Origin of the sequence: Serratia sp. J2 (assembly GCF_046269175.1) — a bacterium.
Classification (GTDB): domain Bacteria; phylum Pseudomonadota; class Gammaproteobacteria; order Enterobacterales; family Enterobacteriaceae; genus Chania; species Chania fonticola_C.
Genome location: NZ_JBKABN010000029.1, coordinates 24,655 through 36,926, shown reverse-complemented (window position 1 = coordinate 36,926; position 12,272 = coordinate 24,655). Strand labels below are relative to the sequence as shown.

General features: G+C 54.7%; 11 protein-coding genes. 1 reads left to right on the top strand and 10 read right to left on the bottom strand.

Annotation, left to right across the window (positions count from 1 at the left end):
• Positions 1–45: 45 nt before the first annotated feature.
• From pstA to glmU, 7 genes are all read right to left on the bottom strand, one after another.
• On the bottom strand, positions 46–936 hold the full coding sequence (gene pstA / locus ACKWMY_RS23215; RefSeq protein WP_024527372.1) for a phosphate ABC transporter permease PstA: 891 nt from the start codon (positions 934–936) through the stop codon (positions 46–48).
• Position 937: 1 nt separating this feature from the next.
• Positions 938–1,894, bottom strand: a complete 957-nt coding sequence (gene pstC, locus ACKWMY_RS23210) for a phosphate ABC transporter permease PstC (RefSeq protein ID WP_024527373.1) — start codon at positions 1,892–1,894, stop codon at positions 938–940.
• A 90-nt stretch (positions 1,895–1,984) separates the two neighbouring features.
• Positions 1,985–3,025 (bottom strand): phosphate ABC transporter substrate-binding protein PstS, encoded by a 1,041-nt coding sequence (gene pstS, locus ACKWMY_RS23205; RefSeq protein WP_024527374.1) that lies wholly within the window; start codon positions 3,023–3,025, stop codon positions 1,985–1,987.
• Positions 3,026–3,352: 327 nt separating this feature from the next.
• Positions 3,353–4,432 (bottom strand): GNAT family N-acetyltransferase, encoded by a 1,080-nt coding sequence (locus ACKWMY_RS23200; RefSeq protein WP_409487128.1) that lies wholly within the window; start codon positions 4,430–4,432, stop codon positions 3,353–3,355.
• Between the two features lies 1 nt (position 4,433).
• Positions 4,434–5,549: a hypothetical protein gene (locus tag ACKWMY_RS23195; protein WP_308872883.1), complete on the bottom strand. Its 1,116-nt coding sequence runs from the start codon at positions 5,547–5,549 to the stop codon at positions 4,434–4,436.
• 122 nt (positions 5,550–5,671) lie between these two features.
• Positions 5,672–7,501, bottom strand: coding sequence for a glutamine--fructose-6-phosphate transaminase (isomerizing) (gene glmS, locus ACKWMY_RS23190; protein ID WP_098929362.1), 1,830 nt, complete (start codon positions 7,499–7,501; stop codon positions 5,672–5,674).
• Positions 7,502–7,850: 349 nt separating this feature from the next.
• Positions 7,851–9,221, bottom strand: a complete 1,371-nt coding sequence (gene glmU / locus ACKWMY_RS23185; protein WP_409487127.1) for a bifunctional UDP-N-acetylglucosamine diphosphorylase/glucosamine-1-phosphate N-acetyltransferase GlmU — start codon at positions 9,219–9,221, stop codon at positions 7,851–7,853.
• A gap of 47 nt (positions 9,222–9,268) precedes the next feature.
• Between glmU and ACKWMY_RS23180 the strand changes: the two genes are divergently transcribed.
• On the top strand, positions 9,269–9,535 hold the full coding sequence (locus ACKWMY_RS23180) for a hypothetical protein (protein ID WP_152529888.1): 267 nt from the start codon (positions 9,269–9,271) through the stop codon (positions 9,533–9,535).
• On the opposite strand, the gene ACKWMY_RS23175 is transcribed toward ACKWMY_RS23180, so the two are convergent.
• From ACKWMY_RS23175 to atpG, 3 genes are read right to left on the bottom strand one after another with little or no spacing between them, the layout of a single operon-like run.
• Positions 9,516–9,935 carry a F0F1 ATP synthase subunit epsilon gene (locus ACKWMY_RS23175; protein WP_004933814.1) on the bottom strand — a complete coding sequence of 140 codons (420 nt, stop codon included), beginning with the start codon at positions 9,933–9,935 and terminating at the stop codon, positions 9,516–9,518. The genes ACKWMY_RS23180 and ACKWMY_RS23175 overlap by 20 nt on opposite strands.
• Positions 9,936–9,955: 20 nt before the next feature.
• Positions 9,956–11,338 carry a F0F1 ATP synthase subunit beta gene (gene atpD / locus ACKWMY_RS23170; RefSeq protein ID WP_024484688.1) on the bottom strand — a complete coding sequence of 461 codons (1,383 nt, stop codon included), beginning with the start codon at positions 11,336–11,338 and terminating at the stop codon, positions 9,956–9,958.
• Positions 11,339–11,370: 32 nt separating this feature from the next.
• Positions 11,371–12,234, bottom strand: coding sequence for a F0F1 ATP synthase subunit gamma (gene atpG / locus ACKWMY_RS23165; protein WP_021181426.1), 864 nt, complete (start codon positions 12,232–12,234; stop codon positions 11,371–11,373).
• Positions 12,235–12,272: the final 38 nt, after the last annotated feature.

The window sequence follows — 12,272 nt, the reverse complement described above, 5'->3', positions numbered from 1 at the left end:
AGACTTCTCTCTTTTCACGGTGTCGCCTGAGCGGCACCTAAATTTTTATGAATGCTTTTTCTTGGCGAAAATCACACGCGCCAGGATATTCAGTAACAGTACGCACAGGGTGATCAACAGCACCCCGGCCCAGGCCAGCTGTTGCCATTCGGCAAACGGGCTCATGGCAAACTTGAAAATGGTGACCGGCAGGTTGGCGATCGGCTGCATCAGATTGGTGCTCCAGAACTGATTCGACAGCGAGGTAAACAGCAACGGGGCGGTTTCCCCGGCGATACGCGCAATCGCCAGCAGTACGCCGGTGATAATGCCGGAGACCGACGCCTTCAGCGTAATGGCGGAAATCATGCGCCATTTTGGTGTCCCCAACGCATAGGCCGCTTCACGCAGCGTGTCCGGTACCAGCTTGAGCATGTTCTCGGTGGTGCGGATCACGATCGGGATCTGCAACAGGGCCAGCGCAATGATCCCGGCCCAACCGGAGAAGTGCTCCATCTTCGCCACCACCACGGTGTAAACGAACAGGCCCACGACGATCGACGGCGCGGATAACAGAATATCGTTGATAAAGCGGATCACTTCTGCCAACCAGGATTTACGGCCATATTCCGCCAGGTAGATCCCCGCCATGATGCCCAGCGGAGTACCGAAGATGGTCGCCCACAGGATCAGCAAGCCACTACCGGCGATGGCGTTAGCCAGACCACCGCCCGCAGTATTCGGCGGCGGCGTCATTTCGGTAAACAGCGCCAGCGACATACCGTCGATGCCCTTGGTGACGGTCGAGAACAGGATCCACACCAGCCAGAACAAGCCAAAGGCCATAGTCGCCATCGACAGGAACAGCGCCAGACGGTTTTTCTGCCGACGCCAGGCCTGCATTTTACGGCGGCTTTCCGCCAGTGCTACCGGGTTTTGCATATCCATCGTTGCCATGTTAGCGACCCTCACGCTTGGCCAGGCGCATCACCATCAACTTCGACAGCGCCAGGACGATAAAGGTGATCACAAACAGGATCAGCCCAAGCTGCATCAATGCAGAGGTATGTAGCCCAGATTCCGCTTCGGCGAATTCGTTGGCCAACGCCGAGGTGATACTGTTGCCCGGCATATACAGCGAGAAGCTGTCGAGCTGGTAGGTGTTACCGATGATAAAGGTCACCGCCATGGTTTCCCCCAGGGCGCGCCCCAGGCCAAGCATCACGCCGCCAATCACGCCGTTTTTGGTGAACGGCAGCACAATGCGCCAGATCACCTCCCAGGTGGTGCAGCCGATGCCATAGGCCGACTCTTTCATCATCACCGGGGTCTGTTCGAACACATCGCGCATTACCGCCGCAATGTAAGGAATAATCATAATGGCCAGGATCACCCCGGCAGCCAGAATACCGATACCAAATGCCGGGCCGGAGAACAGCTCGCCAACGATCGGGATACCGGACAACACTTCCCCCACCGGGGTCTGGAAATATTTGGCGAACAGCGGGGCAAACACGAACAGGCCCCACATGCCGTAAACGATGCTTGGGATCGCCGCTAACAGTTCTATCGCAATCCCCAATGGGCGCTTGAGCCAGTTAGGGGCCAACTCGGTCAGGAACAGGGCAATACCAAAACTGACCGGCACGGCGATAATCAGCGCAATCACCGAGGTGACGACCGTGCCGTAGATCGGCACCAGCGCACCAAACTGCTCGGCTGGCGCATCCCACTCTTTGGTCCACAGGAAGGCAAAACCGAACTTCTGCATGCTTGGCCAGGAGGCGATAATCAGCGAAACGATAATGCCGCCCAGCAACAATAGGGTAATCAGCGCCGCCAGTCTGACCAGCGCGCTGAAGATGATGTCACCGTTTTTACCCGGTGCTTTAATGGTCGGCTTGTACTCAGCCATAGATTACTCTTCTGTTTAAAGCTTGAAGGGCCCGGCACGCCAGGCCCCGACAGTCAGGTTGAGGCACGGTCTTCCGCACCCCCTGCGTTGTTAGAACAAGGCCTTACCGGAGCTGTCTTTGATGTTGGTTTTCCAGGCAGCACGGATTTGCTCAACCACTTCGGCAGGCAAGGCGGCGTAATCCAGTTCGCTAGCCTGTTTGGCACCGGTCTTGTAAGCCCAGTCAAAGAACTTCAGCACTTCTGCGCCCTGCTCAGGCTTCTTCTGCTCTTTGTGCACCAGGATGAAGGTGGTGGAGGTGATTGGCCAGACGTTGTCGCCTTTCTGGTTGGTCAGATCCTGCGCGAAGGTTTTGCTCCAATCCGCGCCTTTGGCTGCGGCGCTGAAGCTCTCTTCGGTTGGGCTGACCGGTTTGCCATCGGCAGACACTAATTTAGTGTAGGCCAGGTTGTTCTGCTTGGCGTAAGCGTATTCAACATAGCCGATAGAGCCAGGCAGACGCTGAACGAACGCGGCGATGCCGTCATTGCCCTTGCCACCCAGGCCGGTTGGCCAGTTAACGGTTGAGCCTGCACCAATTTTCTCTTTCCACTGCGCGTTAGCCTTGGCCAGATAGCTGGTGAAGACGAAAGAAGTCCCGGAACCATCAGCACGACGCACCACGGCGATAGCCTGATCCGGCAGCTTGACGCCCGGGTTCAGTTTAACGATCGCCGGGTCATTCCATTTTTTGATGTTGCCCAGGTAGATATCACCCAGGGTTTGACCATCCAGAGTCAGCTCACCGGATTTGATGCCCGGAATATTCACCGCCAGTACCACGCCACCGATCACGGTAGGGAACTGGAACAGGCCGTCCGCAGCCAGTTTTTCATCGGACAGCGGGGCATCAGAAGCACCAAAGTCAACGGTGTTGGCGATGATTTGCTTCACACCACCAGAAGAACCAATCCCCTGATAGTTAACCTTGTTGCCGGTTTCTTTCTGATAAGAATCTGCCCACTTGGCATACACCGGAGCGGGGAATGTCGCACCTGCACCGGTCAGGCTAGCAGCAGCGAAGGCGGACACAGAGGCCAAAGAGAAAGTCGCTGCCACAATACTGGCGACGGTGGTACGCATCAGTTTCATAATCCCTCCTAATGGGATATTTCAAAAATCGACTTTGAGTCGTTTTCATCAGAGTAAGTATTGCTGCAGGAGGGAAAATAGGACAGTTTGGTGACAGTAAAATGTACGAAATATGACAGTTATATTACAGCGGAGGGTGATTGATATTTATTTGATTAAAATCAGTAAGATGATGTCATTTTTAGACAAAAAACAATCTGCAAAAATCTGCCTGTTGCTGCACTATCTCTCTGAATATGAGCGGTTTTCGCTCTTTTTTACACGCTTGTCATATTGCCAATCGCTGGCGCACTATCCCCAAGTTGCAGGGTGATATCTTGATAACGTTCATAACTGATAGCGCTTCAATAACGGCTGATAGACCTTGCGGGAAAGCCAGGAAATCACCGCCCAAACGCTACGCTGATAAACGTTCAGGTGCCGGACATAGACCATGCTGTATTCAATCTCCGGTTGGCAACCGCGAACCCGCTTAAAATCTGGTGCGCCGGAACTCAAATTGAGAAACAGCTTGTGCTCCATGGCGTAACGTAACGCAAAGGCGAGCAGACGACGATATAGCGCCAATGATGTGGGTAATTCTGTCCGATAGCCGACGATCGGCACCGTTACCGTCTGTTCCAACTGAACCATTCCCAACACCCCCACCATTTGCTGCTGGTGGAACAAGCCGTACAATTGCAACACACCAAGCTGCGAGGCCTGGGATAAATAACCGGCGGTGAACTGCACATTCTGGCGGCTGTATTTTTCCAGGTAGAGCTGGTTATAGAGGCGTTCGGCACACTGCATTTGTTCGGGATCCTTGGCAGACAGCCGTTTGAACTCCCATCCCATCTGATGCAGTAATTTGTCATCCCGGCGCGCGTTGATTTTACCCCACCAGCGTAAAGGATCGTCCAGGCAATAGACCTGACGGCTGACGATAGGCAGCCAACCTTGCTGGGAGAGTCGTGCCAACAGCTCAGGAGTCTGCTGCCCATTAAGTGAACGGATCATCAAAGTATGCTGGGGATAGCGCTGCAATGCCTGTTGCCGCAACGCGTCGGTATCCAGATATTGCCAATGGCTGCTGGTCAAATTGGTGGAAAGGCACTGATTATTCAGCACCTGGAGCCGATCGACGTGTGCCAGCAATAGAGGCCATTTCAGCAACAGCGTCAACCCATTGCACAGGGCCCGCAACGCGCCGTTATCGATTTTAATAATTTCATCCCGCGCGTAATCGACGATCAGTGCCAGCGGGGAAACCACGTAGCAGTTACCGGGTACGTAATCATTGACCGTCGCCGGTATCCAGAAGCCATCCTGCTGATACTCGGTCATCGACGTCTGGAGGTTGGCAATTATGCCTGGCTGTTGCAACAGTGTCAGTTGCAGGCGCTGCCAATGATTAACCTGTTCCATGCTAACCGTCCCACTCGATATCAAAGGTGCTGGCATCGGTGAGAGGCCGCCGATAGCGTAAGCTGCGGTATCCCATTTCCAACAACGCACACCACTGCGCTCCGGCACTTATCGGCCAACGGTGATCGTTGAGCAGATTAGGCGCTTGGCGAAAGTCCCGCCATAGCGTCACCAACTGCTTATCGCGCCAAGCCTGCCAGGCAAAGAATAACAGTATGATCACGCCCACATGTCCCGCCTTGGGCGGCGCTGGCTGGTATTGCAATTGCCCATCGGCAGCGATGGACATCTGAGCCCCCAGCAAATGCAGGCCGCTGGTGGCCCTGGGATTACACTCAATAACAAAAATCACCCCGTCCTGTTCGATAAAATCGAACGCCACCTGGCCATGAAAGCCGGTTTTCTCCCCAAACTGACGGACAAAATCGTCCAGCCTCCGGTCCTGATGAGGGACAAAGTAACTACCTGCAGCCTGATTGAAGCAGTATTTGGGTTGATAAGCCTGATGCGCGATCAGCCTGCCGTGTTCGAACACGGCATAGTTGCACAAAGCCACACCCTCTAATTTCTGCTGCTGCACCCATGGGATATGCTCGTTGAGCTGCCGATCGTTCAACACACCCGGGTTTGGGGTACGGATCACTCGGCGACCAAAGCGTGAATAAACCGGTTTCAAAATGGTCTGAGGATCGTCGGTAATTTGCGAGCAAGAGGTCAGCATTCGGGTTGCGGGAGTCCGCACCTCACCCAATCCCGTTAACAGGCTCAGGCTTTGGTACTTATGATGCAGTTCAAATAGCAACCGCCGTTCAGGTATCAGCCACTCGGTAGGCCCGATATACGTAGCAAACGCCTGGGAGAGGTAGAAGATCTCTTCGCAGGTGGGGATCAGCAGCCCAATAGCATGTTGGTCGAGATAGCCTTGCAGTTGCTGTTGATAACCGGCAAGGTCCTGGCGTGGGGAGGGAAGCCGTAGATAACCTTCAATCCCTTGTAAAAAGCGGCCCAGCGGCCACCTCAGGCTATCCGCTAACCAGACGCGGTGCCCGCTACGCAACGCAATACGCGCCCACTCAATCGCAACAGGTGCGCGTGCTCCTGTAATCAAAATATTCATTATCTACGTATTCCCTTCCCTGTAGCATCACCCGCCAATCATAGCGTTAATGGTAAAACTGGGGCTAAAAAAATACCGTGTTGAGTAACCCAACACGGTATTCATAGCAGGAGGGTTAGCGATTATTCCACAGTAACGGATTTCGCCAGGTTACGTGGCTGATCCACATCGGTGCCTTTGATCAGAGCGACGTAGTAAGACAACAACTGTAACGGCACGGTGTAGAAGATCGGTGCAACTATATCTTCAACATGCGGCAGTGGGATGATGGTCATCCCTTCGCTACTGACGAAACCGGCATCCTGATCGGCGAACACATACAGCTGGCCACCACGAGCACGCACCTCTTCGATATTGGATTTAAGCTTCTCCAACAGCTCGTTGTTAGGCGCAACCACGATCACCGGCATGTCGGCATCGATCAACGCCAGCGGGCCGTGCTTAAGCTCACCGGCTGCGTACGCCTCTGCGTGGATATAGGAGATCTCTTTGAGCTTCAGCGCCCCTTCCATAGCGATCGGGTATTGATCGCCACGGCCAAGGAACAGTGCGTGATGCTTGTCAGAGAAACCTTCCGCCAGCGCTTCGATGCTCTTATCCAGTGACAGCATCTGCTCGATACGCGCAGGCAACGCTTGCAGACCGTGCACAATGTCATGCTCTACGCTTTCCGCCATCCCTTTCAGACGGCCCAGTCGCGCCACCAGCATCAACAACACAGCAAGCTGGGTGGTAAAGGCTTTGGTCGAGGCAACGCCGATTTCGGTACCGGCCTTGGTCATCAGCGCCAGGTCAGACTCACGCACCAGGGAAGAACCTGCCACGTTGCACACGGCCAGGGAACCCAAATAGCCCAGCTCTTTGGACAAGCGCAGCGCTGCCAACGTATCGGCGGTCTCACCGGATTGAGACAGGGTGATGATCAGGCTGCCTGGGCGCACCGCTGACTTGCGATAACGGAATTCAGAGGCGATCTCGACGTCACAAGGCACACCGGCCAGCGACTCGAACCAGTAACGTGCCACCATCCCGGAGTGGTAAGAAGTCCCACAGGCGATGATCTGTACGTGCTGCACTTTTGACAGCAGTTCGTCGGCGTGCGGACCAAGCTCACTCAGGTCGATCTTGCCATGGCTGAAACGCCCCTCAAGGGTGTTTTTCAGCGCCATTGGCTGCTCAAAAATCTCTTTTTGCATGTAATGACGGTACGCACCTTTATCACCGGCGTCGTATTGCACCTGAGATTCGATCTCTGGGCGCTCAATCGCATTACCTTGCTTGTCAAAAATGCTGACGGTGCGGCGGGTCACTTCTACTACGTCACCTTCTTCCAGGAAGATAAAGCGACGGGTTACCGGCAGCAGGGCCAGTTGGTCAGAGGCAATGAAATTTTCGCCCACGCCACGGCCAATCACCAGCGGGCTACCTGAACGGGCAGCTACCAATACGCTAGGATCGCGGCTGTCCATCACCACGGTGCCATAAGCGCCACGCAGCTGTGGGATCACACGCTGTACCACTTCCAGCAGTGTACCGCCCTGCTTCTGTTCCCAATGCACCAGGTGAGCAATCACCTCGGTATCGGTTTCAGAACTGAAGTGATAACCACGCTCAATCAGCTGTTCGCGCAGCGGTTCGTAGTTTTCGATAATGCCGTTATGCACCACCGCGATGTAATCTGAAACATGAGGATGCGCGTTCGCCTCCGAAGGCTCACCGTGCGTCGCCCAGCGGGTATGGGCAATCCCGGTACCGCCGTGCAAATCCTGTTGCTCTGCCGCTTCAGCCAGTTTTTGTACCTTGCCGACACGACGCAAACGGCTGACGTTACCCTCGCTATCCACCACGGCCAGACCCGCTGAGTCATAGCCCCGGTATTCCAGGCGGCGTAAACCTTCCAGCAGGATCTCGGCGATATCACGTTGCGCTACTGCACCTACAATTCCACACATTAGTCGTATTCCTAATTAAGTGCCTTTCAGGGCACTTGCGATGCCTTGACCTGATTTTTGCCGGTTTTACCGTGCTTCCCCGAGCCTGTAGAGAATGGGGATTATTATGTTTTGCTCTGTGCTCTTTAGCGAAAGTACAGAGCAAAACAGTGATGCCCTCACCCTAACCCTCTCCCACAGGGAGAGGGGATCGATCGAGAGTGTCTGAAATTACGTCTTCTACATCAGCACCGGCTGATTCACCTTGATTGAAGGGGCGATCGCGGTTGCTATGATTACCCCTGCTATCCCAACAGAGCAGGGGCTAACAGCTCCCTCTCCCTGTGGGAGAGGGTTGGGGTGAGGGGGCCTACTTCTTCTTGGTTGGACGCTGCCAGCCTTGAATGTGCACCTGCTTGACCCGGCTCAACACCAGCTCATTATCCGCAATATCACGGGTCACCGTGGTACCGGCAGCGATCGTCACCCCTTTGCCTACGGTGACCGGAGCCACCAACTGAGTGTCCGAGCCGACAAACACGCCGTCGCCGATAATGGTTTTATGCTTGTTGGCACCGTCGTAGTTGCAGGTGATAGTACCGGCACCGATATTCACATCATCGCCAATTTCGGCGTCGCCCAGATAGCTCAGGTGACCAGCTTTGGAACCTTTGCCCAGGCGGGCCTTTTTGATTTCCACGAAGTTGCCGACGTGGGCACCTTCTGCCAGTTCGGCACCAGGGCGCAGACGGGCAAATGGGCCAACGGTACAGGCCGCTTCCAGCTGCGCATCTTCTAGCACGCTGTAAGGGCTGATCTCGCAGTCGTCGCCAATCACGCAGTTTTTCAGCACGCAGCCGGAACCAATCTTCACGCGGTTACCCAGCTTGACCTTGCCTTCGATAATCACGTTGGCATCGATGGAGATATCGCGGCCATGTTCCAGCTCGCCACGCAGATCGAAGCGCGCCGGATCCAGCAGCATCACGCCAGCCAGCAATAGCTTCTCTGCCTGCTCGGCCTGATACACGCGTTCAAGCTGCGACAGTTGCAGGCGGTTATTCACGCCTTCAACTTCGCTCAGGCGCGCCGGGTGTACGGCCTCAATCTTGTTACCTTCAGCATGCGCCAGGGCAATGATGTCGGTGATATAGAATTCACCCTGGGCATTATTATTGTTCAGCTTGCCCAGCCAGCGCTTCAGATCGCGGCCGTTGGCCACCAGAATGCCGGTATTGATCTCATTAATCTGGCGCTGCTCATCATTGGCATCTTTATGTTCGACAATGCCCACCACGGTGCCGTTTTCACGTACGATGCGGCCATAACCGCTCGGGTCTTGCAGCTTCACAGTCAGCAGGCCAATGCCACCCTGAGGTTTGGCTGCCAGCAGGCGCGTCAGCGTCTCGACGGCGATCAGTGGCACATCGCCATACAGCATCAACACGTCTTCATCATCGGCAAAATGCGGAGCCGCCTGCTGCATCGCATGGCCGGTTCCCAACTGCTCAGCCTGTAACACCCAGTTTAGAGCATCATTGCGCAGGGTGCTTTTCAGCAACTCGCCGCCGTGGCCGTAAACCAGATGGACATTTTGGGCACCCAGCTTCATGGCAGCATCAATGACGTGCTGCACCATTGGCTTACCCGCCAGCGGATGTAACACCTTGGGAAGGTCGGAATACATGCGTGTTCCCTTGCCCGCGGCGAGGATAACCACGCTCATTGCGCTGTTAGACATAAGCAACCTGATAACTCCATTTTGATGGACGAAAGTAAACCCGTTTGATGACGGAATTACTACATATTTCTCTACACGAATCCGGCGCAGGCCGCATGGCTCCTAGCCTGCCGCCAATGGCTGCAATCCAACCGTACAGCGAAAAAACTGTCGGTGATCGGCGACGCTTAATTCCACTGGCAGCGCTAATACAGCACAATGCCTGGCCGGTTGAAACGCTTATTTTAAAACAAAAAAAAAGCGACCCACAGGGGCCGCTTTCTTATTTCCACACGCTGCAGGCAACGTGGGAGTTTACATCGCTTTTCTGGTGAGCTCGATAACGCGCAGTTTCGCGATCGCTTTCGCCAGTTCAGCAGATGCCTGAGCATAGTCGACATCGCCATGAGAGCTACGGATGTGCTCTTCAGCTTTACGCTTAGCTTCCAGCGCTCTCGCTTCGTCGAGGTCCGTTCCACGGATGGCAGTGTCCGCCAGCACGGTTACCACGCTCGGCTGTACCTCAAGGATACCGCCGGACAGGTAGATGAACTCTTCTTCACCGTGCTGTTTAACAATACGCACCATGCCAGGCTTGATGGCAGTCAGCAGCGGCGCATGGCCAGGGAAGATCCCCAGTTCGCCTTCGCTGCCTGTCACCTGGATCTTCTGCACCAGGCCGGAAAACATCTGTTTTTCCGCGCTGACGACATCCAGATGGTAAGTCATAGCCATATCACCCTCCTCTCAAGGCGTTACAGTTTCTTGGCTTTTTCCACTGCTTCTTCAATGGTGCCAACCATGTAGAACGCCTGCTCCGGCAGGTGGTCATAGTCGCCGTCCATAATGCCTTTGAAACCACGGATGGTATCTTTCAGCGATACGAACTTGCCCGGAGAACCGGTAAAGACTTCTGCCACGAAGAACGGCTGAGACAGGAAACGTTGGATTTTACGCGCACGGGATACAACCAGCTTGTCGTCTTCTGACAGCTCGTCCATACCCAGGATGGCGATGATATCTTTCAGTTCCTGATAGCGTTGCAGAATAGACTGCACGCCACGCGCTACGTCGTAGTGCTCCTGGCCAACTACCAGCGGATCCAGCTGACGGCTGGTGGAATCCAGCGGGTCAACGGCCGGGTAGATACCCAGAGAAGCGATGTTACGGCTCAGTACCACGGTTGCATCCAAGTGAGCAAAGGTGGTGGCTGGTGATGGGTCAGTCAAGTCATCCGCAGGAACGTAAACGGCCTGCACAGAGGTGATTGAACCGGTCTTGGTAGAGGTGATACGTTCTTGCAGAACACCCATCTCTTCCGCCAGCGTTGGCTGATAACCTACTGCCGATGGCATACGGCCCAGAAGTGCGGACACTTCGGTACCGGCCAGGGTATAACGGTAGATGTTATCGACGAACAGCAGTACGTCACGACCTTCGTCACGGAACTTCTCAGCCATGGTCAGGCCGGTCAGCGCAACGCGCAGACGGTTACCTGGTGGCTCGTTCATCTGGCCGTAAACCAGGGAAACTTTGTCCAGTACGTTGGAGTCGGTCATTTCGTGGTAGAAGTCGTTACCCTCACGAGTACGTTCACCCACGCCCGCAAACACAGAATAACCGGAGTGCTCGATCGCGATGTTACGGATCAGCTCCATCATGTTTACGGTTTTACCTACACCAGCACCACCGAACAGACCGACTTTACCCCCCTTGGCGAACGGGCAGATCAGGTCCATTACCTTGATACCGGTTTCCAGCAGATCCTGGGAGCTGGACAACTCTTCGTAGCTTGGCGCCGGGCGGTGAATAGCCCAACGTTCTTCTTCGCCGATGTCGCCCTTCATGTCGATTGGTTCACCCAATACGTTCATGATACGGCCCAGGGTAGCTTTACCTACCGGTACTTCAATCGGGTGCTGCAGGTCGGTTACGGCCAGACCACGACGCAGACCGTCTGAGGTCCCCATTGCGATACAGCGAACCACGCCGCCACCCAGCTGTTGCTGAACTTCCAGCACCAATTTCTCGGTGCCGTTTGCAACCTCAAGAGCGTTGTACACTTTCGGTACGGCATCCTGAGGGAACTCGACGTCCACCACGGCGCCGATTACCTGGATAATCTTTCCAGTAGCCATCTTGAATCCTCTACGTAATTCGTAAACCTAGCTTAAACCGCGGAGGCTCCCGAAACGATCTCGGTGAGTTCCTGAGTGATGCTGGCCTGACGCGCCTTGTTGTATACCAACTGCAGCTCTTTGATCAGGCTACCGCCGTTATCGGTTGCGGCTTTCATCGCTACCATTCGTGCGGCCTGCTCGCTGGCCAGGTTTTCCACGACGCCCTGATAAACTTGCGATTCCACATAACGGCGCAGCAAGGTATCAAGCAGCACTTTTGGATCGGGTTCATACAGGTAATCCCAGGATTTTTTCTTCAGTTCACTGTCATCAGAAGGTGGCAATGGCAGAAGTTGCAGTAACTGCGGTTCCTGGGACATCGTATTAACAAATTTGTTGCTGACAACGTACAGCTTGTCTAAACGACCTTCGTCGTAGGCTTGCAGCATCACTTTCACTGGACCGATCAGATCCGACAGGGAAGGGTTATCCCCCATGCCGGTCACCTGGGCAACCACGTTGCCGCCCACGGAACCAAAGAAAGAGGCTGCTTTTGAGCCAATCAGCGCTAAATCAGCTTCAACGCCTTTTTCAGACCAGCCTTTCATCTCTGCCAACAGCTTCTTGAACAGGTTGATGTTCAAGCCGCCGCAGAGACCACGGTCAGTAGACACCACCAGATACCCGACGCGCTTAACGTCACGCTCATCCAGGTACGGGTGCTTATATTCCAGATTCCCTAAAGCCAGGTGACCAATCACCTCGCGCATGGTCTCTGCATAAGGACGGCTGGCCGCCATGCGTTCCTGCGATTTACGCATTTTGGAGGCGGCGACCATTTCCATCGCTTTAGTGATCTTCTGCGTGTTTTGCACGCTGGCGATCTTACTACGTATCTCTTTTGCGCCGGCCATCTCTGCTTCTCCTCATTGCCAGCGGCCTGCCGTCTTGC